This is a genomic window from Streptomyces sp. NPDC087901, assembly GCF_044742205.1.
Taxonomy (GTDB): Bacteria; Actinomycetota; Actinomycetes; order Streptomycetales; family Streptomycetaceae; genus Streptomyces.
Genome location: NZ_JBIUUC010000011.1, coordinates 60717 through 82929, shown reverse-complemented (window position 1 = coordinate 82929; position 22213 = coordinate 60717). Strand labels below are relative to the sequence as shown.

16 protein-coding genes are annotated in these 22213 nt (G+C 69.8%); 5 read left to right on the top strand and 11 right to left on the bottom strand.

All coding sequences use genetic code 11. The features are described from left to right. Positions 1–174: 174 nt before the first annotated feature. From ACIOEW_RS28970 to ACIOEW_RS28960, 3 genes are all read right to left on the bottom strand, one after another. Positions 175–1071 (bottom strand): ADP-ribosylglycohydrolase family protein, encoded by an 897-nt coding sequence (locus tag ACIOEW_RS28970; RefSeq protein ID WP_362549372.1) that lies wholly within the window; start codon positions 1069–1071, stop codon positions 175–177. A gap of 10 nt (positions 1072–1081) precedes the next feature. After that, positions 1082–1741, bottom strand: coding sequence for a histidine phosphatase family protein (locus ACIOEW_RS28965; RefSeq protein WP_401967186.1), 660 nt, complete (start codon positions 1739–1741; stop codon positions 1082–1084). Positions 1742–1833: 92 nt separating this feature from the next. After that, entirely contained in the window at positions 1834–2439 is a 606-nt protein-coding gene (locus ACIOEW_RS28960; RefSeq protein WP_401967183.1) for a YdbC family protein, read from the bottom strand. A gap of 90 nt (positions 2440–2529) precedes the next feature. Here ACIOEW_RS28960 and ACIOEW_RS28955 point away from each other — a divergent pair, with 90 nt between their 5' ends. Both ACIOEW_RS28955 and ACIOEW_RS28950 read left to right on the top strand, forming a co-directional pair. Then, positions 2530–3486: a DUF1152 domain-containing protein gene (locus ACIOEW_RS28955; RefSeq protein ID WP_401967180.1), complete on the top strand. Its 957-nt coding sequence runs from the start codon at positions 2530–2532 to the stop codon at positions 3484–3486. A 126-nt stretch (positions 3487–3612) separates the two neighbouring features. Beyond that, positions 3613–4149 carry a TerD family protein gene (locus tag ACIOEW_RS28950; RefSeq protein ID WP_362549361.1) on the top strand — a complete coding sequence of 179 codons (537 nt, stop codon included), beginning with the start codon at positions 3613–3615 and terminating at the stop codon, positions 4147–4149. Between the two features lie 104 nt (positions 4150–4253). Here ACIOEW_RS28950 and ACIOEW_RS28945 read toward each other — a convergent pair whose 3' ends face one another. Both ACIOEW_RS28945 and nrdR read right to left on the bottom strand, forming a co-directional pair. Continuing rightward, positions 4254–7157: a vitamin B12-dependent ribonucleotide reductase gene (locus tag ACIOEW_RS28945; protein WP_362549358.1), complete on the bottom strand. Its 2904-nt coding sequence runs from the start codon at positions 7155–7157 to the stop codon at positions 4254–4256. Positions 7158–7315: 158 nt separating this feature from the next. Continuing rightward, positions 7316–7828, bottom strand: coding sequence for a transcriptional regulator NrdR (nrdR, locus tag ACIOEW_RS28940; protein WP_148021323.1), 513 nt, complete (start codon positions 7826–7828; stop codon positions 7316–7318). Positions 7829–8382: 554 nt separating this feature from the next. Here nrdR and lexA point away from each other — a divergent pair. Beyond that, entirely contained in the window at positions 8383–9177 is a 795-nt protein-coding gene (gene lexA / locus ACIOEW_RS28935) for a transcriptional repressor LexA (protein WP_219573501.1), read from the top strand. Positions 9178–9264: 87 nt separating this feature from the next. Here lexA and ACIOEW_RS28930 read toward each other — a convergent pair whose 3' ends face one another. From ACIOEW_RS28930 to ACIOEW_RS28910, 5 genes are all read right to left on the bottom strand, one after another. Beyond that, entirely contained in the window at positions 9265–11235 is a 1971-nt protein-coding gene (locus ACIOEW_RS28930) for an ATP-dependent DNA helicase (RefSeq protein ID WP_401967175.1), read from the bottom strand. Between the two features lie 50 nt (positions 11236–11285). Continuing rightward, on the bottom strand, positions 11286–13307 hold the full coding sequence (locus ACIOEW_RS28925) for an IucA/IucC family protein (RefSeq protein WP_401967172.1): 2022 nt from the start codon (positions 13305–13307) through the stop codon (positions 11286–11288). A 60-nt stretch (positions 13308–13367) separates the two neighbouring features. Further along, complete coding sequence (locus ACIOEW_RS28920; RefSeq protein ID WP_401967169.1) at positions 13368–14093, bottom strand: GNAT family N-acetyltransferase; 726 nt, start codon at positions 14091–14093, stop codon at positions 13368–13370. Between the two features lie 85 nt (positions 14094–14178). Further along, positions 14179–16107, bottom strand: coding sequence for an IucA/IucC family protein (locus ACIOEW_RS28915; RefSeq protein WP_401967166.1), 1929 nt, complete (start codon positions 16105–16107; stop codon positions 14179–14181). 29 nt (positions 16108–16136) lie between these two features. Then, complete coding sequence (locus tag ACIOEW_RS28910; protein WP_362549342.1) at positions 16137–17516, bottom strand: diaminobutyrate--2-oxoglutarate transaminase family protein; 1380 nt, start codon at positions 17514–17516, stop codon at positions 16137–16139. Positions 17517–17878: 362 nt separating this feature from the next. Here ACIOEW_RS28910 and ACIOEW_RS28905 point away from each other — a divergent pair, with 362 nt between their 5' ends. Both ACIOEW_RS28905 and ACIOEW_RS28900 read left to right on the top strand, forming a co-directional pair. Next, a complete protein-coding gene (locus tag ACIOEW_RS28905) occupies positions 17879–19108 on the top strand; it encodes a hypothetical protein (protein WP_362549339.1) in 1230 nt (409 codons plus the stop codon). A 275-nt stretch (positions 19109–19383) separates the two neighbouring features. After that, positions 19384–20556 carry a trypsin-like serine peptidase gene (locus ACIOEW_RS28900; protein WP_401967162.1) on the top strand — a complete coding sequence of 391 codons (1173 nt, stop codon included), beginning with the start codon at positions 19384–19386 and terminating at the stop codon, positions 20554–20556. A gap of 72 nt (positions 20557–20628) precedes the next feature. Here the strand turns inward: ACIOEW_RS28900 and hflX are convergent, their stop codons facing one another. Beyond that, the gene (gene hflX / locus ACIOEW_RS28895; RefSeq protein ID WP_362549333.1) at positions 20629–22152 is read right to left on the bottom strand and encodes a GTPase HflX; all 1524 of its coding nucleotides are present in this window, start codon (positions 22150–22152) and stop codon (positions 20629–20631) included. Between the last annotated feature and the right edge of the window lie 61 nt (positions 22153–22213).

The window sequence follows — 22213 nt, the reverse complement described above, 5'->3', positions numbered from 1 at the left end:
GAGGTCCGCTCACGCGGCCCTGGGCAGCGCGGCCCCCGGCGTCTCAGTCGGTGCACACCCGTCGTGATGATCATCGAGGGCGGCGTGGCCGAAAGAGTAAACCCGCCGCGACGGCCGTCAGCCGTACGGGGCAACGCTGTGGCAGTTCCGTGACAGTCGGGCGCCGGAGGCGGTCTACCCCGTCATCCAGTCGGGCAGCTCTTCCGTCTGCGCCGTCCACTCCGCCGGTGGTTCGCCCGCCGTGCCCGCCGCGACCACCCCTCCGACGATCGCGCACGTCGTGTCGACGTCACCGCCGGCCTGTGCGGTCACCCAGAAGGCCTGCTCGAAATCGCCGAGACTGCGCGCCGCGGACCAGAGAGCGAAGGGGACGGTGTCGTGCGCGCTCGTACGGCGCCCGTTGCCGAGAACCGCGGCGACCGTGCCCGCGTCCTTGTAGTCCAGCATGTCGCGGGCCCTGCGCAGTCCGGCGCCGACCGCACTGCGCGGCACGAGCGCGATCACGCCGTCCAGGAGGTCCGCCGGCGTCGGCGGACCGGTGGGCGAGGCCGCGAGTGAGGCGGCCGCAGCGACCGCCATCGCTCCGACGACGGCTTCCCGGTGCTGGTGCGTGGTGTACGAGGAGATCTCGGCCTGGTGCGTGGCCTGCTCGGGGTCGTCCGCGTACCAGGCACCGAGCGGTGCGATGCGCATCGACGAGCCGTTGCCCCACGAACCCTGGCCCTGGAAGAGCGAGGAGGCCAGCTCACGCCAGTCCCCGCCCTCCCGGACCAGCCTGAGCAGACGGTTCACGGCGGGGCCGTATCCCCGGTCGAAGTCGTGGTGCACCGCGAAGGAGCGGGCGAGTGCGTCCTGGTCGATACGGCCGTGCTTCCGCAGCACGGCCAGGACCGAGGCGGCCATCTCGGTGTCGTCGGTCCACTGCCAGGGCCCGGGGGGCAGGGCCCGGTCCTTCAGGAGCGGATAGTTGGCGGGCACAAAGAACTGGGAGCCCAGGGCGTCTCCCACGGAGAGGCCACGCAGGCTGGCAAGGGCGCGTTCGAAGCGCTGGTCGGAAGCGGATTCGGTCATCGCTTCCACTCTATCCGGTGATGCCGTACGGCTCAGGAGTGCGCCAGCGCTCGAACGGCCTGTCCAGCGTGTAGCGGCCGTCCTTGCCCAGTACCAGCGACCGGGTTTCTCCGTTGCACGGGTTGGAGAGCGATTCGAATTCGGCCACGGACCAGTGGAACCAGCGCATGCAGAAGAGCCGCATGGTCAGCCCGTGCGTGACCAGCAGGACGTTCTGCGGGTGGTCGGGATCCTCGAAGCTCCGGTACAGGCTCTCCAGGAAGGCACCCACCCGGTCGTACACGTCCGCACCGGACTCGCCCTGCGCGAAGCGGTAGAAGAAGTGCCCGTAGGCGTCCCGGTACGCCTTCTGGAGGCGCACGTCGTCCCGGTCCTGCCAGTTCCCCCAGTCCTGCTCGCGCAGCCGGGGCTCCTCACGCACCCGGACGCGTTCGAGATCCAGGCCGAAGGAGCTGAACGTCTCGTGCGTACGGCGGTAGGGCGAGACATACACGCTCACACGCTCACCGTCGAACAGCTCGCGCAGCCGCGCCCCCGTCTCGCGGGACTGCCGCAGGCCGGCCGGGGTGAGCCTCAGTGCGTGGTCGGGCTCGCGCTCGTACACGGTGTCGTCGGCGTTGCCCTCGGACTCGCCGTGCCTGACGAGGACAATGCGTTGCGGTCTTGCCATGTACCGACCCTAGATCGAGTCGAGGGCGTTCGAGCAATTGTCCGGAACCCGATGGTGCATGTCGCCGGTGAAACCTCGGCCGCCCCGGCCGGTCACACCGTCCATGCCGGTTCGAGCTGGACGACGTCGCCGGCGAGCGAGGCCACGTCGTCCTCGGTCTGCGCCCGCTGCGAGAGCCGTTCGACACTCGCCGGCCGGTACTTGCCCCGCTCGGCGCTCGACTGCCACATCGACAGGACCAGGAACTCGTGCCCGGGCGCCTCACCGAACACGCCTCGCAGCATCCCGGGCGATCCGGCCATCGCCGGATTCCAGACCCGCTGCTGCATCAGCGCGAAGTGCTCGACACGGTCCTCGTGCACCCTGCTGTGCGCCACCCTGACCACATCCGCGTCCGTGAAGTGCGGTTCGAAGCCGGTCTTCACATCGAAGCGGTACTCGAACAACTTGACCTGGATGTCGCTGCACGTACCGGCCTGCGCAGCGGCCAGGGCGTCGTGCCCGCGCGCCATGAACGAGTCGTAGAAGACCCTGTTCTCCCAGAACGCGAAGACATGGGCCACCTCCGGCCGGCTGCGGCTCCAGCCACCGCCCTGCCCCCTGAACCCCTGCTCACCCAGCAGCCCCGCCCACTTCCGCTGCCCCCGCTCGAAACCGCGACGGTCCCCCACACTGCAGCGAATCCACTTGACCAGCACCGCATCATCGTACGGGTGATGGACGTGGCGTGGGTCACGCTCCGACGGAGTGCATCAGAACCGGTCACGGGTGATCGCACAATGATCGCCATGACCTCGCTGCACACCAATCCGCTGTTCGACCGCCTGGATTCGGCGGAACGGATCCTCGTCGCCGGTGCGGGCGGGGGCTTCGACATCTATGCCGGGCTCCCCCTCGCGCTCTCCTTGATCCACCGGGACAAGCAGGTGCAGTTCGCCAATCTGTCCTTCAGCGCGCTCGAAGGGCTCCCCCTCGACTCCTGGCTCGCACCCGGCCTCGCCGTCATCACCCCCGAGACGTCGCTCCACCAGTCGTACTTCCCGGAACGGACCCTCGCGCAGTGGCTCGCTCTGCACGGCTACCCGGGCCGCGTCCACGCCCTGGCCCGTACGGGCGTCCAGCCGCTCCGCGACGCCTATCGTGCGCTGATCGAGCAGTACGGCATCGACGCCGTCGTTCTCGTCGACGGCGGTACGGACATTCTGATGCGGGGCGACGAATCCGGCCTGGGCACCCCGGAGGAGGATCTGACCAGTGTCGCGGCACTCGCCGCGATCGAGGGACCGGACCGCCTGGTCGTCTCCATCGGCTTCGGCGTCGACGCCTACCACGGCGTGAGCCACGGCCTCGTCCTGGAGAACATCGCCGCGCTCGATCGCGACGGCGCGTATCTGGGAGCGTTCTCCGTGCCTCGCACGACCCGCGAGGGCGCTCTGTTCGTCGACGCGGTGGCCCACGCCCAGGAGCACACTCCTGATCATCCGAGCATCGTCAACGGATCCATCGCCGCGGCGGTCCGGGGAGAGTTCGGGGATGTCCGGTTCACCTCGCGCACCAGCGACAGCGAACTCTTCATCAATCCGCTGATGTCGCTGTACTTCGCCTTCGAGCTGGAGGGGATCGCCCGCAACTGCCTCTATCTGGACCGCATCGAGCACACCCACCTCATACGTCAGGTCAGCAGCGCGATCGAGGCGTTCCGGGACGGGGTGCGCCAACGCCCACCACGTCGGATCCCGCATTGAGACACCTGGCCCCGCGGTGGCCCGATTACGCCCCTCGTCCCCAAGCCGGTTGGTTCCACGGGCCGTTACGGACACGATCGGGTGATAGAACCGGACCGACGGCCCCGCGCGAAGGAGCGAAGTCCGATGAGCACTCCCAACAAGGACATCGAGAAGATCGAGGTCAGGGTCAAGTGGGATCCCAGCCCTCACGGCGAGCCCCCCAACGACCTCGACATCATCGCGGCGACCTACCCGGCCGAGGAGCCGTACGGCAGCCCCGGGTATCTCGTGCACTTCGACAGCCGCGCGCCCGACGGCACCATCACGCTCAATCGCGACAGCAGGACCGGCCAGGGCCTGGGGTACGACGAGGTCATGACGCTGGAGCTGGACAGGCTCTCGGAGACGTACTCCCGGGTCGTCGTCGGTGTCGCCATTCAGCAGCGCGACGGCCACAAGCCGTTCGGGTCGATAGAGAACACCGCCGTACAGATCCGTGAGGGGTACACCGTCCTCTCCGAGGACGACTTCTCGGCGGTCGGTGCGGCGACCGCGGCCGTCGTCGCCGAGTTCGTGCGGGACTCCTCCGGGGTCTGGAACTTCCACGACACGGTGCGGGGATTCGACGGGGACGCCGACTCGTTCGCCGCGGCCATGGGAAGCCGTCCGCCCGGAGCGTGACGCACCGGCCGGACAGCCGAAGGGGGCGGGCAGGAACTCCATGATCGGAGTCCTGCCCGCCCCCTTCGGCAAGGCCGTCGCCCCTCTCGGGGCACCCGGTCCGGTCAGCTGCAGCCGCTGGTGGAGCCGCAGCCCTCGCAGATGTAGCAGGAACCGGCGCGCTGCATCTTCGTACCGCAGGAGAAGCAGAGCGGGGCGTCGGCGCTGATGCCGAGCTGCATCTCGACGAGCTCGGCCGAGGTGTGAGCCGTCTTCGGTTCGGCCTTCTCGGCCGCCTGGACGGGGGCGACCGCCTTCAGCGGCTCCGTCCGCACGGGAGCGGACTGGGCCAGGCTCTCGGCCTCCAGCTGCTCCTCCTCGAACGACGGCTCGTAGGAGCCGGTGTCGAGGTGGCGCTGACGCTCGTCGGCGGAGTGGATGCCGAGGGCCGAGCGGGTCTCGAAGGGCAGGAAGTCCAGCGCCAGGCGGCGGAAGATGTAGTCGACGATCGACTGCGCCATCCGCACGTCCGGGTCGTCCGTCATGCCGGCCGGCTCGAAGCGCATGTTGGTGAACTTCGAGACGTACGTCTCCAGCGGAACGCCGTACTGCAGACCCACCGAGACGGCGATGGAGAAGGCGTCCATCATGCCCGCGAGGGTCGAGCCCTGCTTGGACATCTTCAGGAAGACCTCGCCGAGACCGTCGTCCGGGTAGGAGTTGGCGGTCATGTAACCCTCGGCGCCGCCCACCGTGAAGGAGGTGGTGATACCGGGACGGCCCTTGGGCAGACGCTTGCGGACCGGGCGGTACTCGACGACCTTCTCGACCGCGGTACGGATGGTGTCCTCGGCCTTGGCGGTGACCGCCTCCTTCTCCTTCTCCTTGGTCTTCGCGGAGAGGGGCTGGCCGACCTTGCAGTTGTCGCGGTAGATCGCGAGCGCCTTGACGCCCATCTTCCACGCCTCGAAGTAGACCTCTTCGACGTCCTCGACGGTGGCCGTCTCCGGCAGGTTCACCGTCTTGGAGAGCGCGCCGGAGATCCACGGCTGGATGGCCGCCATCATGCGGACGTGGCCCATCGCGGAGATGGAACGCTCGCCCATCGCGCAGTCGAAGACCTCGTAGTGCTCGGTCTTCAGGCCGGGGGCGTCGATCACGTTGCCGTTCTCGGCGATGTGGGCGACGACCGCCTCGATCTGCTCCTCCTGGTAGCCCAGGCGGCGCAGGGCCTGCGGGACGGTGCCGTTGACGATCTGCATCGAGCCGCCGCCGACCAGCTTCTTGAACTTGACCAGGGCGAGGTCGGGCTCAAGACCGGTGGTGTCGCAGGACATCGCGAGACCGATGGTGCCGGTGGGCGCGATGACCGAGGCCTGCGCGTTACGGAAACCGTTCTTCGCGCCGAGGCGGATGACGTCCTGCCAGGCCTCCGTCGCGGCGGCCCAGATCGTGCTGTCCAGGTCGTCGGCGTGCACGGCCACGGCGTTGGCGTCGGCGTGCTGCTTCATGACGCGCTGGTGCGGCTCGGCGTTGCGGGCGTAGCCGTCGTACGGGCCGACGACGGCGGCCAGCTCGGCGGAGCGCCTGTACGAGGTGCCGGTCATCAGCGAGGTGATGGCGCCGGCGAGCGCGCGGCCACCGTCACTGTCGTACGCGTGGCCGGTCGCCATCAGCAGGGCGCCGAGGTTGGCGTAACCGATGCCCAGCTGGCGGAAGGCGCGGGTGTTCTCGCCGATCTTCTCGGTCGGGAAGTCGGCGAAGCAGATGGAGATGTCCATCGCGGTGATGACCAGCTCGACGACCTTGGCGAAGCGCTCGGACTCGAAGGACTGCTTGCCCTTGCCGTCGTCCTTGAGGAACTTCATCAGGTTCAGCGAGGCGAGGTTGCACGAGGTGTTGTCCAGGTGCATGTACTCGCTGCACGGGTTCGAGCCGTTGATCCGGCCGGACTCCGGGCAGGTGTGCCAGGCGTTGATGGTGTCGTCGTACTGGATACCCGGGTCGGCACAGGCCCAGGCCGCCTCGGCCATCTTGCGGAAGAGGGACTTGGCCTCGACCTCTTCGATGACGTCGCCGGTCATCCGGGCACGCAGCCCGAACTTCCCGCCGGACTCGACGGCTTTCATGAACTCGTCGTTCACGCGGACCGAGTTGTTGGCGTTCTGGTACTGGACGGACGTGATGTCGTCGCCGCCCAGGTCCATGTCGAAGCCCGCGTCACGCAGGGCGCGGATCTTCTCCTCCTCCTTCACCTTGGTCTCGATGAAGTTCTCGATGTCGGGGTGGTCGACGTCGAGAATGACCATCTTGGCCGCACGGCGGGTGGCGCCACCGGACTTGATCGTTCCGGCGGACGCGTCGGCGCCACGCATGAAGGAGACCGGTCCGGAGGCGTTTCCGCCGGAGGAGAGGAGCTCCTTGGAGGAGCGGATACGGGAGAGGTTCAGGCCGGCACCGGAGCCGCCCTTGAAGATCATCCCCTCTTCCTTGTACCAGTCGAGGATCGACTCCATGGAGTCGTCGACAGCCAGGATGAAGCAGGCGGAGACCTGCTGCGGCTGGGGAGTGCCGACGTTGAACCAGACCGGCGAGTTGAAGCTGAAGATCTGGTGCAGGAGGGCGTACGCCAGCTCGTGCTCGAAGATCTCGGCGTCCGCGGGAGAGGCGAAGTAGCTGTAGTCCTCGCCGGCCTTCCGGTACGTCTTCACGATCCGGTCGATCAGCTGTCGCAGACCGGTCTCGCGCTGGGGGGTGCCGACAGCCCCGCGGAAGTACTTGCTGGTGACGATGTTGACCGCGTTCACCGACCAGAAGTCGGGGAACTCGACGCCACGCTGCTCGAAGTTGATCGAGCCGTCGCGCCAGTTGGTCATGACGACGTCACGGCGCTCCCACGCCACCTCGTCGTACGGATGCACGCCGGGGGTGGTGTGGATGCGCTCGATACGCAGGCCCTGCTTGGTCGCAGTCGACTTGGTCCCCTTGGTGCGGGAACCTCGTGCCGGGCCGCTCGCCGTCTCTGTCATGCCGCCTCCCATATGTGGGCAAAAACGCCCTGAAGTGCCGAGAACTTCCCCGGGCACAGTGTGTGTCTGACACTCCGGACGCCGCGTACACCGTCCGGAGCAGGTCTTGGTGCCGGCCCGCAGCCGATCTTGGGATCAGCGGGGCCGACGAGTGCCGCTCAGTCGGCGGCGACGGCGGGAACGGGGACCTCAAGGGTCTCGCCGGTCCCGCATCCTTGTACGGGAGGCCGCCGCTCGCGGAGTTCCACGATGGCGGCCTCGAAGTCTTCGAGGCTGTCGAACGCCCGGTAGACGGACGCGAACCGCAGGTACGCGACGAGGTCGAGTTCCTGCAGGGGGCCGAGGATGGCCAGACCCACGTCGTGAGTGGTCAGCTCGGCGCTGCCGGTGGCACGCACCGCCTCCTCGACCCGCTGGCCGAGTTTGGCGAGGGCGTCCTCGGTGACCGGCCGCCCCTGACACGCCTTGCGCACGCCGGAGATGACCTTGGTACGGCTGAAGGGCTCGGTGACACCGCTGCGCTTGACCACCATGAGCGAGCAGGTCTCCACCGTCGTGAAACGGCGGGAGCAGTCGGGGCACTGGCGACGCCTGCGGATCGAGGTCCCGTCGTCGGTGGTGCGACTGTCGACGACCCGGCTGTCGGGGTGCCTGCAGAAGGGGCAGTGCATGGCTCCCAACCCTCCTTCACAGCACGACTGAATAGCCTCTTCAGGCCCGGTGAGGGGCCTTCGAAGCGGTCTCAAGCATAGGCGATGACCACACCCCCGATCGACGGGGACCACAACTTCTGGGTGGCTGTAGCAATCCAACCACTAGATCTTGGGTTTGGCCGCGCATTTGGCCCTAGCGCGTGTCGCGCGCTCCGGGCGGCCGGAAGGCAGCGTACGGCCGACCACGAGGGTACGGGAAGCGGGCGGCGCCCCCGAGTGCGGGGGCGGCCGCCCCGGGGTCGCGCGGACGACCGGACGGCGCACGCAAGGCGACCCCGCGCACCGGCGCCGCGGGCACGGACGCTACCGTAATGGTCCGAAATGCCGCTCGGTTCGCGCGCGAGGCGAGAGCCCGGCCCGGCGACGGAATACCCCTCCCGGCGTCGCTCATACACCCGGCGCTGAGCACTCAACAGACTTTTATTCGTTTTTCACTCGAACGTGTGTTTGGCGCAACCTTTCGAAAGCTACTACCGTTGTCCAGCTAGGGAGACCATTCGAGAGGGGCCGACGTGACCACCACCGCAGACAGTGCCATCATCACTGCCCAGGACCGCTCCCAGAGCCGACTCGAGCCGGTGCATGCCATGAATGACTCAGTCACGAACACGGAGGGGCCGGAGCCCGCGCGTCCAGCGCGCTCGCTTCCCGGACGACCTCCTGGAATCCGGGCGGACAGCTCGGGGCTCACGGACCGGCAGCGGCGAGTGATCGAGGTCATCCGGGACTCCGTACAGCGGCGGGGATACCCCCCGTCGATGCGGGAGATCGGTCAGGCGGTGGGCCTTTCCAGCACGTCCTCCGTCGCACATCAGCTGATGGCCCTGGAGCGCAAGGGCTTCCTGCGCCGCGACCCCCATCGCCCGCGGGCGTACGAGGTGCGCGGCTCGGACCAGCCCAGCACACAGCCCACGGACACCACCGGCAAGCCCGCGGCGTCGTACGTGCCGCTGGTCGGCCGGATCGCCGCCGGTGGTCCGATCCTCGCCGAGGAATCGGTCGAGGACGTGTTCCCCCTCCCCCGCCAGTTGGTCGGGGACGGAGAGCTCTTCGTGCTGAAGGTCGTCGGTGACTCGATGATCGAAGCGGCGATCTGTGATGGGGACTGGGTCACCGTGCGACGCCAGCCCGTGGCGGAGAACGGCGACATCGTGGCCGCGATGCTGGACGGCGAGGCCACGGTCAAGCGCTTCAAGCGCGAGGACGGCCACGTGTGGCTGCTCCCGCACAACTCCGCGTACCAGCCGATCCCCGGTGACGAGGCGACGATCCTCGGCAAGGTCGTGGCGGTGCTCCGGCGGGTGTGAAGCACCGCTCGGTCCGACGCACAGGGCCCCTGGTATCCCCGGTACGGATACCAGGGGCCCTGCCGTTTCCCGGAGGCCTGCTCGGGACTACTTCGCGTCGGCCTTGGCCGCCGCGTCGATCGCGGCGAGCGAGCGGCGTGCCTGGTTCGGGTCGGTCGTGTACCAGAAGTCGGGGAGCGAGGCGCGCAGATAGCTGCCGTACCGGGCATTGGCCAGGCGCGGGTCGAGCACGGCGACGACGCCCTTGTCCCCGGTGGCGCGGACGAGACGGCCGGCTCCCTGGGCCATCAGCAGGGCCGCGTGCGTGGCGGCCACGGCCATGAAGCCGTTGCCCCCGGCCTCCTCGACCGCCTTCTGGCGTGCGCTCATCAATGGATCGTCGGGCCGCGGGAACGGAATCCGGTCCATGATCACCAGTTGGCAGCTCGCGCCCGGAACGTCGACACCCTGCCAGAGCGAAAGCGTGCCGAAGAGACAGGTCTCCGGGTCGGCCGAGAAATTCTTGATCAGTTCCCCCAGGGTCTCCTCGCCCTGGAGCAGGATCGGCTTCTCCAGCCGGCCCCGCAGCTCCTCGGCGGCGGCCTGGGCCGCCCGCATGGAGGAGAACAGTCCGAGCGTGCGCCCGCCCGCGGCCTCCACCAGCTCGGCGAGCTCGTCCAGCATGTCGGTGCGGGAGCCCTCCCGGCCGGGGGTCGCCAGATGCCGGGCGACGTACAGGATCCCCTGCTTCGGGTAGTCGAAGGGCGAGCCGACGTCGAGGCCCTTCCACTGCGGGACGTCATCGCCCGCGGTGCCCTCCGGGGAGAGCCCGAGGGAGGCCCCCACTCCGTTGAAGTCCCCCCCGAGCTTGAGCGTCGCCGAAGTGAGGACCACGGAGCGGTCGGCGAAGAGCTTCTCGCGCAGCAGCCCGGAGACCGAGAGCGGGGCGACCCGCACGGAGGCGCCGAAGCGGTCGTGGCGCTCGTACCAGACGACGTCGTACTCGGAGCCCTGCGTGATGCGCTCGGCGACGCCGTGGATGGCCTCGATCGAGGCCATCGCCTGCTTACGGACCGCGTCCTCGTCCTGGACGGACTTGTCGCGGGTGGAGCCGAGTGCGCTGATCACCGTACGGGCGGCGTCGCGCAGCGCCATCAGCGCGTAGCCGAGGTCCTCCGGGACCTCCTCCAGCCGGCCCGGTGGCGCCAGCTCCATCACCCGCTCGAACCCCTCCGACGCGGTCTGCAGGGCGTCGGCGGCCTTCTCGTTGACCAGCTTCGCCGCGCGGCGCACCGCACGGTTGACCTGGCCGGGAGTGAGCTCGCCGGTGGCCACTCCGGTGACCCGGGAGACCAGCTCGTGCGCCTCGTCGACGATGAGTACCTCGTGCTGCGGGAGCACCGGGGCGCCCTCGATGGCGTCGATGGCCAGGAGTGCGTGGTTCGTCACCACCACGTCGGCGAGCTTTGCGCGCTCCCGGGCCTGCTCGGCGAAGCACTCGGCCCCGTACGCGCATTTGGTGGCGCCCAGGCACTCCCGGGAGGAGACGGAGATCTGTGCCCAGGCCCGGTCCGAGACACCGGGGGTGAGGTCGTCCCGGTCGCCCGTCTCCGTCTCGTCCGCCCAGTCCCGCATGCGCAGCAGATCCTGGCCGAGCTTGCTCGACGGAGCGGCCGCCTCGAACTGGTCGAAGAGCCCCTCTTCCTCCTCCTGCGGCACACCTTCGTGGAGGCGGTGCAGACAGAGGTAGTTCGACCGGCCCTTGAGCATGGCGAACTGCGGGCGGCGGCGCAGCAGCGGATGCAGGGAGTCGACCGTACGCGGAAGGTCGCGCTCCACGAGCTGGCGCTGGAGGGCCAGGGTCGCCGTGGCCACCACGACGCGCTCGCCGTGCGCCAGGGCGGGCACCAGATAGCCGAGCGATTTGCCCGTGCCGGTGCCCGCCTGGACGAGCAGGTGGGAGTGGTCGTCTACCGCCTCGGCGACGGCGTCGGCCATGGCGGCCTGGCCGGGGCGCTCCGCACCGCCGATGGCGGTCACGGCGGCGTGCAGGAGCTCGGGGAGAGATGGCTTCGTCATAGCCCGACCAGCCTACGGGGCGCCGCTGACAACGACGGTCACACCCGGACTCAGGCGGAGGCGTGGAGCGGATTGGCCACTGTGCCGTGGACCGCCGCGTGCGGGCGTTCGGGCCGGTCGCGATAGCCGTCCAGGTGCAGACGGTTGCGGTTCAGACAGAGACGTTCGATGCGGGGCGTCAGCATGTCGAACATCTCGAACCGCTCCTTCAGCTCCGGGAACCGGGCGTGGTGGCGCAGGATCTCCGCCCGGACGAGTGACCAGAATTCACCCTCGGGGACCCCGAGCTGTTCCTCGCAGAGCGGGGACAGGAAGCGGAAGACTCCGGTGAAGAGACCGGAGTGGATGAACTGGGTGAGGAAGGCGGGTTCCTCCGTGAGCAGGACGCTCCGCACGTCCTGCGGCATCGTGTCGTGCTCGGGCAGCGGGCGGGCGCTGACGTTCACGTCGTCGACGAAGTCCTTGATCGCCAGGCGTACCGGGACGTCCTGGTCGTCGAAGACGACGATGGCGTTCTCGCCGTGCGGCGAGAAGACGGTGCCGTAGCGGTACAGGAAGTGCAGCAGCGGCGGGAGCAGGGCGGCGAAGAGCCGCGTGAGCCAGGCGGTGGGCGTCAGACCCGAGCGGGCGACCAGTTCGGCGGTGAAGGCGCGGCCCTGCGGATCGGTGTGCAGGAGCGAGGCGAGGGTGCGGGCCCGCTCGCCGGGCGCGAGGCGCGGCAGAAGGGGCTCGCGCCAGATCGCGCCGAGGATCTCCTTGAACTGGTACGGGGTCTCCGGCAGGTGGTCGTAGAGCGGATGCTCGACCGTGACCGAGGCGACCTCGCCGAGGAGGATGACGCCGCAGGTGTCCCGCAGGAACGGGTCGTCGTCGCGCATCCTCTGCACCCAGCCGGTGACGGCGGGCGCGGCGAGGGTGCGTTCGGTCGGCAGGCCACGCCAGACCAGCGTGTTGAGGATGGACAGCGGGAGCTTGACCGTGTGCCGGTCGGGCCGTGCCAGGTTGGCGAAGGTGCGGATGGACTGCTGCGGCAGCCGCAGGTCCGGGTCGGCGTGCAGGGGGACGATGTCGTCTGCGGCGATGGCCGGGGCGAACAGGGGCACGATCCACTCGTCCCACTGCCAGGGGTGGACGGGCAGGCAGTAGTAGCCGTCCGGGTCGAGGCCCCGGCCGCGCAGAGTGGCGGCGAAGGAGGCGCGGACCGAGGGGTCCAGTTCCTGGGCGTAGAGCCGGCCGGCGTCGGCGAGCGCACCCACACCCCGGTAGGCGGCGATCCGGGAGGACACCGCGATCCACGGCAGCGTGACCGGTGTGCGGGCCTCCGGGGTGAAGCGGGCCGCGTCGGTGGCGGAGAAGCCGAGCCTCCCCTTGTTGGCGACGATCCAGGGGTGCCCCGTCTGGTGGCCCTCGAGTTCGGCGTAGTCGAGGTCGGCCAGTTCGGCGGCGGTGAGCGCGCCGTGATCGAGGCGGGCGTCGGCGGTGAGCGTGGCGGTGAGCTCGCGGACGAGATGGCCGAGGGTGGCACCGTCCAGTCCGAGAAGGCGGCGGGCCCGGGCGAGGAACAGCAGCGGATCACGGAAGGGGACGCTGCCGGCGACCCGGTCCGGTGCCGGCGCCGCTGTCCCCGCCCCGCTGCCGGTCACGACGGCCGCGTCGGCCTCCGTCACCGCGCTGCTCGTATCGCGGGCAGTCGCATCCGTCGCCCCGCTGCCTGTCTCACGGGCGGTCGCACGCACATGCGCCGCCGCGCTGTCCGCGTCACGGGCGACGGCATCGGCCTCCGTCGCCGCGCTGCTCGCCTCGCGGATCGAGTCGGGGGCGACACGCCAGCTGCCGTAGACCCCACGCCGGGCGGTGAAGCTCAGGCTGCCGCCGTCGTCGAGCACGAGGATGTACGTATCACCCCCGGCGGATCGCGGAACGGGCTGAACCACTTCCTCGTAGGCGAATTCGCCGAGCATCTTGGCGAGCAGCCGGGCAGCGGCCCGGTCCCAGACCGCGCGGTTCAGTTCCGGGGTGCTGAGCAGCGCGGGCGACTGGGTTGCCTCACTGCTCGCGGGATATTTCGGCACGGGGACTCCTCGGGAGGGAACCGACGGGGTTCGAGCGGCGGGGGCAGGACAGCGGATCGTTCACAGCTGGGCACGGTGGGTTCGGTCGCGGACCATCAGCGCGGCCCGCTTCTCCGGGAGTTCGACCTCGGCGGAGTAGCGGAATCCGGCGCTCAGGAAGGCGGAGACGGATGGGGTGTTACGGAGGTCGGGCTCGGCGACGACGCGCGTACACCGAGGGCGGCTGTCGAGGACGAGGTCGGCGACGGCCCGGAGCAGGGTGGTGCCGATCCCATGACCCCGCTGCTCCACTTCGCCGATGAGGAGGTGGATCCCGGTGTCGTGCGGCCGTAGCCGGCAGTGACGGGCCAGGGGGTCGAGGTCGGCCCGGTAGATCTCCCAGTAGCTCATCGGGACGCCGGAGAGCACGCCCAGGCAGGGGATGCTGCGCCCGTCGCCGTCGAGCTGGGGCGTCAGGTGCCCGGCGGTGACGGTCTCGGCTCCGGCGAGCTCCCAGAAGGCCGCGACGGCGGGGTCGTTCATCCAGCGACTGATCACCGTGAGGTCGCGCTCCAGCCGCACGGGGACGAGCTGGAACACCCCGGCCCGGGTCGTGACGGGCTTCCACTCCGCCGGCCGGTCGAGCAGACCGGAGTCCTCCGGTCCGTACCCGTGCACGGGGGCCTCCTCCGCCAGGAGCGCGAGCAGTTCGGCGGTGAGCCGCAGATCCAGCGTGTCCTCGGCGTCCGGCCCGGCCCGGGAAGCAGGGCCGGGCCCGGGGCCGGTGGGCGCATCGGCGGGAGGCACGGTGACGCTCTCCTCTCTCGTCGGTCGGCGTCCCGGCCGGGACAGGCTCGACGGTTGGCGTCCCGGCTGGGACGGGGTGGGTTCCTCAGCCGCACAGGGGGTTGGTGATGGTGACGTAGACGGACTGGGTGTCCACCGGCCCGACGAGTTCGTCGAGGCCGCGCAGCCGCGTCAGCATGTTGGCCTTGCAGCGCAGGCGGGGGGCTTCCAGCAGCTGCGCCGGGAGCGGGGATCCCAGTGCGGTGGCCGATCCCAGGAACCGCCGGAAGGCGGCGAGGAGCACCTGTTCGTCGGCGAGCTGCTGGGCGCCGAACGCCCCGATCAGTCCGAACACGTTGTTGATGCCGAGGTAGTACGCGAAGCGTTCGTCGGTGACGGCGTCGGAGACGAAGGTGTCGCTGACCGATCCGATGCCGGGGAGCCTGCGGTCGAGAGCGGCGCGGTGGGACTCACGGAAGTAGTAGCCCTGATTGTCGCGGTAGCGGCCGCCGACCGGCCAGCCCTCGGCGTCGAGCAGGACCAGGGTGTTCTGCTGATGGGCTTCGAGGGCGACCCCCGCGTTGCCGTCGAGCCAGAGGATGGGCTGCACCACACGGTCCAGATAGCGCAGGAACCACTCGGCCGCGACGGCGGTCGTGGTCCGGCCGGTGGCAGCACCGAGGCGGCGGACGATGTCGGTGAGGCGGGACCGCATGCCCGCCCGGTCGGGCCAGGGGCGCGGCGCGGTGAGCCCGGCGATGCAGACCGCGTCGTCGTACCGGTCGAACGGGTTGTGGCGCAGCATGACGTCGAGGCCGGGGATGTGTTCGCCCTCGGGGGTGTCGACCGCGAGCCATGCGGGGTCCCGGACGATGTCGAATCCGGGGTGGACCGCGTGCCACTGCCGGGCGAGGCCGCTGCGCATCAGCCGGTGGACCTCCACGCCCCGGTGAAGCTCCTTGCGGAGGTTCTCCCGGCGGGAGTTGGTGATGCGTACGCCGAGGGAGAGCTTCAGCATGAGGTCGACGCCGGGCCGTTGCACGGTGCGCACCGAGGAGGTGGGGTGCCAGCGCTCCCCGTACGGACCGAGGTCGTGCAGCAGGCCGGAGTCGGCCAGGGCTGCGACTTCGGGCCGCATCGCCAGTTCGCGGGCCTGCCAGGGGTGGAGCGGGATCGGCGCGGTGTGCGCGGGCAGCCGCAGGCCCGCGGCGTGACGGGCCACCAGTTCCGTGGCCGGGACGGGTCGGCCGTGGTCGGTCCAGGCGGAGTCGGTGGCCAGTACCGACCGGTCCACGGCCATCCAGTGGAGCGGGAAGGAGCCGTGCGACTCGGGTGAGTAGAGGCGGGACTCGGAGTCGGAGAGGCCTTCCCGGCTCTTGGGCGAGGGATGGAGCGGGTGGCCGAGGAGGAGTGACTGTTCCGCGGTGAGGAACAGGTCCGCCTCGGCGGGCGCGGTGGGCCGACGTCGTTGTTCGTCGATGAACCCGGCGGTCCGCCGTACCGAGTCGGCCACCCTGGCGACCATGTCGGCACCCTCGTGGTGGTCGGCCTCGCGGCCCAGGAGGGCGGCGACGGTGACGGCGTCGGCGGCCGGCGCGCCCTCGGGTGCCTGTTCCAGGAGGGGTGGCCCGAAACGGTGCCAGCCGGTGGCGGACCAGTGGCGGACGGGGACGAGCAGGGCGGTGCCGCTCGCGGGAAGCGGGACGCGGAGGGTCTCCCCCTCAGGGCGGGGCAGGTCGCATTCGCGGACCCAGCAGCGCAGCAGGTTCTCGATGCCCGCCATGTCGGCGGCGCGGAGCGGGTCGGGGTGGCCCAGGGGATCGGAGTGGTCAAGGAGTTCGAGGTGGTCCAGCGGGTCGGGTGCCGGTGCGGGACAGGCGGTCGCCGTCCGGTGGGCGTGCCACTGACCGTGCGGCACCTCCTTCTGGCGCGGCACGGTCGACGCCTCGACGGCGAGGTGGCCGGAGGTCCCGGCCTCTCCCCGGTGGTGGATGGAGGGAGGGCCGTCGGCCTCGGGCGCGGGAGTGGGGTTCACGGCGGTCTTTCCTGTGATGGTTTCCGGGGTCAGCGGATCGACCCGGTCGCGGTCCGTCGGTGCGGTGAACGCTCGGCGGCTGCCAGGGCGTCGGCGAGGCGGTCGACGACCGCTGTCGCCTGTTCGTCGGTGAGCGTGAGGGGTGGGAGCAGACGTACGACCGTGGAGTGACGGCCGCCGAGTTCGACGATGAGCCCGCGGCGCAGACACTCCTGCTGGACGACCGTGGCGAGGAAGGGGTCCGGTGGCGCCTCGCCGCCCGCGCCCACCGGAGCGGCCTCGGGGTCGACGAGTTCCACGCCGATCATCAGGCCCCGCCCGCGGACGTCGCCGATGCTCGGGTGGTGGGCGGCCAGTCCCCGCAGGCTCGCGAGCATCCGGGCGCCGAGGTCGGCGGCCCGGTCGGCGAGCCGGTTCTCCCGCACGTAGGCGAGGGTGGCGGTGCCGGCGGCCATGGCGAGCTGGTTGCCGCGGAAGGTGCCGGCGTGGGCACCTGGCTGCCAGGTGTCGAGTTCGGAGCGGTAGACGATCACTGCGAGCGGCAGGGAGCCCCCGATGGCCTTGGACAGCACCATCACGTCGGGCACGATGCCGCTGTGCTCGACGGCCCAGAAGGCACCGGTCCGGCCGACACCGGTCTGCACCTCGTCGGCGATCAGGGGGACGGACCGGGCTGTGGTGATCTCCCGCATGCGGCGCATCCAGGCGTCCGGGGCGGGGTTGACCCCGCCTTCGCCCTGGACGGGTTCGAGGATCATGCCGGCCGGTGCTGGGGTTCCGCTCTTGGGGTCGTCCAGCACGCTCTCGGTCCAGCGCGCAGCGAGTTCCGCCCCGTGCTCGCCGCCGGTACCGAAGGGGCAGCGGTAGTCCTGCGGGAACGGAAGCCGGGTCACCCGCACGTCCTCGGCACCCCCCGAAGCGGCGAGGGCGCCCGCCGTCATGCCGTGGTACGCGCCGGTGAAGGCGAGCAGACCGCTGCGTCCGGTGGCGGCGCGGACCAGGGTGAACGCCGCCTCGACCGCATCGGTGCCGGCCGGCCCGCAGAACTGGATCCGGGCGTTGTCGGCGAACTCCCGCGGCAGGGTGGCGAACAGCTCCGTGGTGAAGGCGTCCTTGACCGGCGTGGCCAGATCGAGCACGTGCAGTGGTGCACCCGAGTCGATGACCTTCTTGATCGCCTCCAGGACGACCGGATGGTTGTGCCCGAGAGCCAGGGTCCCGGCTCCGGACAGGCAGTCGAGATAGCGCCGCCCGTCCGCTCCCTCGATGGTCAGTCCCCGTGCCCGTACCGGCACGATCGGCAGCGAACGCGCATAGGTACGGGCGGCCGATTCACGCAACGACTGGCGGCGCAGGATGCCTTCGTGCGGCGCGAGTGGTGGTGCCGGAGCTGGTTCGGTCACGGCCACGGCTGTTGATCCTCCTGCTGTAACAGTTGCGTTGCACGTCAGCACGATCCCGCAAGGACGGACTGCGGGGGTGAACGCTGTCTCGGTGTCCCCCGTATGTACCAACGACGGCGGACGCGGAGGATCACGGGTAAATCCGAAGATCCTTGCGGGCCGGAACCGGGCCCCTGCCGCACGCCGTCCACAGCCACACCGGCATAGTGGGGGACCGTGCCGTGGCTCCGGGACAACTTCCCGGCCACTGCGGCATGCCCGGAGAGGCGCACGAACCGCCATCCGGCGGAGCCGGCCCGTATGCCGTACAGCAGTGCAGAAGTGCAGTACAGAAGCGTTGAGTTACGAAGTCCCAGGGGGATCACCAGATGCGACTCATTCGACCAGGATTCACCGCACGCCGTGGGGGGAGCGCTCGCCGCTTCCCCTCCCCCGTGCTTGCCGCCGCGGCGGTCACCGCCGTTCTCGCCCTCACCGCGACGGCCTGCGGGCCGAGTGAGGACGACGCGAGCACCGAGCCGAGCAGCAGTTCCGCGGGCCAGACGTCGGACGGCAAGATCACCATTCCGGATGATCTGAAGGACCGGCTCAAGGAACACGGGATCGACCTCGACCAGTGGAAGAGCGGCGAGTGGAAGAACTGGGACAAGGACAAGTGGCTGCGTGAGGCCAAGGACTACATCAACCCCATCATCGAGGGCCTCTGGGACCCGGACCGGATGCGGGACGCCGACAAGGCGCCGGAGCAGCCGGTCGACAACGACATCTCCGGCGACGAGGGCGTGACGGACCCGACACCCGTCCCGGTCCGGGCCGTTGCTGCCCAGACGCCGTACCACGACAGCGCGGCCGAGTCGGGGAAGCTGTTCTTCGACGGCCCCGAGGGCTCGATGGTCTGCTCGGCGACCGTGGTGAAGGACCCGGCGCACCCCGGCAAGTCCAACATGGTGTGGACCGCGGGCCACTGCGTGCACGCGGGCAAGAAGGGCGGCTGGTACCGCAACATCGCCTTCGTGCCCTCGTACAACAACAGCGGTCTGTCGACCGACGAACTCCGGAACAACCCGCCCAAGGAGAAGGTCGCTCCGTACGGCGTGTGGTGGGGCTCGTGGGCGCAGACCTCCGAGCAGTGGATCGACCAGGGTGCCTCGGTCGGCGGTCTGGGCGCTCCGTACGACTTCGCCGTGCTGCACGTGACGCCGGAGAAGGGCTCGACCGGGAAGTCCCTGGAGGAGACGGTCGGTTCGGCACTGCCGGTCGATTTCAACGCCCCGGCGGTACCCAAGATCGCCGATATGACGGCCACCGGCTTCCCGGCCGCTCCGCCGTACGACGGCCAGAAGCTCTTCCAGTGCAAGGACAAGCCGGGCCGGCTCTCGCTCACCAAGGACGACCCGACGATGTACCGCATCGGCTGCACGATGACCGGCGGTTCCTCCGGTGGCGGCTGGGTCGCGGCGGGTCAGGACGGCAAGCCCGCGCTGGTCTCCAACACCTCCATCGGCCCGGTGGCGGCCGGCTGGCTGGCCGGACCCCGCCTCGGCAAGGAGGCCAAGGGCGTCTACGACTCGGTCAGCAAGAAGTACGCGGGACAGTAGGAACGATCCACCGCCCGGGCCAGGACAGATCACCGTCCGCCCGGGCCAGGATGACGGCACATCAGGGGCCTTCGACGGGGCATCTTCCGTCGAAGGCCCCTGCACCGCACGGCGGTGCTCGCGGTCCGCTGCCCTGCGGCCCTGCGGCCCTCCGGTTGCGACAGCCACCGTCCGGGCCGTCATAGGGTGGTCCCCGCGCATCGCCGACAGCCGGCCCGTCCGGCACTTGGCATGACACGCTCATGCCAAATCAAGCTTCAGGGGGAATCTTTTCCATGCGATCCATACGTCCACTGCTCAGCGCGACCGGCCTCGCCGCCGTCCTCGCCCTGACGGCGACGGCCTGCGGGCCGAGCGATGACCAGGCGGCCGACAAGCCCGCCGCCACCGCGTCCGCCGAGGGCAACGACTCCGGCGGCGGCATATCCGCCGACCTGGCCGACACCCTGAAGAAGCACGGTGTCGACCCGGACAAGTGGAAGAGCGGCGAGTGGAAGAACTGGGACAAGGACAAGTGGCTGAGTGAGGCCAAGGACTTCGTCAACCCGGTCATCGACGGACTGTGGAAGCCCGACCGGATGAAGTCGGCGAAGGACCCGGCCAAGACCATGTCGGCCGGGGACCTCTCCGGCGACCAGGGTGTCAGCGACCCGGAGCCGAAGCCGGTCACCGCCGAGCGCGAGAAGACGCCCTACCACAACTACGCGGCCCCGGTCGGCAAGGTCTTCTTCGACTCCCCCGAGGGCTCCATGGTCTGCTCGGGCACCGTCGTCAAGGACCCGGAGAACCCGGGCCGGTCCAACCTGGTGTGGACGGCCGGTCACTGCGTCCACGCCGGTGCGAAGGGTGGCTGGTACCGCAACATCGTCTTCGTGCCTGCCTACAACGACCAGGGCAAGAACGCCGCGGCGCTGAAGAACGCGCAGCCCCAGGAGATCGCCCCGTACGGCGCCTACTGGGCGGACTGGGCCAGCACCTCCGGCGAGTGGCTGGCCGACGGCGGCCCCACCGGCGGTGAGGGCGCCCCGTACGACTACGCCGTCCTGCACGTGAAGCCGGAGCGCGGCACCAAGTCCCTCGAGGAGACCGTGGGCAACGCGCTGCCGGTCAACTTCGACGCCCCGGAGGTCGCGCAGATCAGCGCGATGGGCGCCTGGGGATATCCCGCAGCCCCGCCGTACGACGGTCTGATCATGCACAAGTGCGTCGACCGTCCCGGCCGGCTCTCCATCAGCCCCGGCACCCCCACGATGTACCGCATCGGCTGCACGATGACCGGTGGTTCCTCCGGCGGTGGCTGGTTCAGTGAGGGCGACGACGGCAAGCTCGCGCTGGTCTCCAACACTTCCATCGGCCCGGTGACGGCCGGCTGGCTGGCCGGACCCCACCTGGGCGAGGGCGCCGAGCAGATCTTCACGATGATGAGCGACAAGTTCGGCAGCCGGTAGCACCGGCGTCCGGACACGGACGGAGGGCCCGCACCCCATGGGGTGCGGGCCCTCCGTCCGTGATTGCCGCGGTCAGTGCACCGCGGGTACGAACGCGGCGAGGTCCGAAGCAAGCTCCTCGTGCACCCGTGCCTTGAGCAGCGTGCCCTCCGCCGTGTGCTCCTCGGAGATCACCTCGCCCTCGGCGTGCACCCGGGAGACGAGCCCGCCCTGGGTATAGGGCACGAGTGCCTCGATCTCGACCGACGGCCTCGGCAGCTCACTGTCGATGAGCGCGAGCAGCTCGTCGATACCGGCGCCGGTCCGTGCCGACACCACGATCGCGTGCTTCTCGTTGCGCAGCAGCCGCTGGAGGACCAGCGGGTCGGCCGCGTCGGCCTTGTTGATCACCACGATCTCGGGCACGTCCACCGCACCCACCTCGCGGATCACCTCACGCACCGCGGCGAGCTGCTCCTCCGGCACCGGGTGCGAGCCGTCCACCACGTGGAGAATGAGATCGGACTCGCCGACCTCCTCCATGGTGGAGCGGAACGCCTCGACCAGGTGGTGCGGCAGGTGCCGTACGAACCCGACGGTGTCGGCCAGCGTGTAGATCCGCCCGCTGGGTGTCTCGGCCCGGCGCACGGTCGGGTCGAGGGTGGCGAACAGTGCGTTCTCCACCAGCACACCCGCACCGGTCAGCCGGTTGAGCAGCGAGGACTTGCCCGCGTTGGTGTAGCCCGCGATGGCGACGGAAGGCACCTTGTTGCGCTTGCGCTCCTGGCGCTTGATCTCGCGGCCGGTCTTCATCTCCGCGATCTCCCGGCGCATCTTCGCCATCTTCTCGCGGATCCGTCGCCGGTCGGTCTCGATCTTGGTCTCACCGGGACCACGGGTCGCCATGCCGCCACCGCCGCTGGAACCGCCGCCACCCATCTGCCGGGAGAGCGACTGACCCCAGCCGCGCAGGCGCGGCAGCATGTACTGCATCTGTGCCAGCGACACCTGCGCCTTGCCCTCTCGGGACTTGGCGTGCTGGGCGAAGATGTCGAGGATCAGCGCGGTCCTGTCGACCACCTTGACCTTCACGACGTCTTCCAGGTGGATCAGCTGGCCGGGGCTGAGCTCACCGTCGCACACGACGGTGTCCGCCCCTGTTTCGAGAACGATGTCGCGCAGCTCGAGCGCCTTGCCGGAACCGATGTAGGTGGCCGGGTCGGGCTTGTCGCGACGCTGGAAGACGGCGTCGAGCACCTGTGCTCCGGCCGTCTCTGCGAGTGCGGCGAGCTCTGCGAGGGAAATCTCCGCGTCGTGCACCGTGCCCGAGGTCCAGACACCGACCAGCACGACGCGCTCCAGGCGCAGCTGCCGGTACTCGACCTCGGTGACGTCCTCGAGCTCGGTGGAGAGTCCGGCCACACGCCGCAGGGCGGCACGGTCGGAACGGTCCAGCTGTTCACCGTCCCGCGCTCCGTCGATCTCGTGGCTCCAGGCGACGTCCTCTTCCATCAGGGCGTCGGCCCGAAGGGGGCTCTCGGTGAGGCTCTCGGTGGCGTTCTCCGTGGCACTCTGCGCGTCCTGCGCGTCCTGGGGAAGGGAAGAAGAGGAGGTCATTGGATCCTTACGTCGATAGAAGTCGGTTGCATCAGTCACAACGCGTAACCTCCCGGGATGA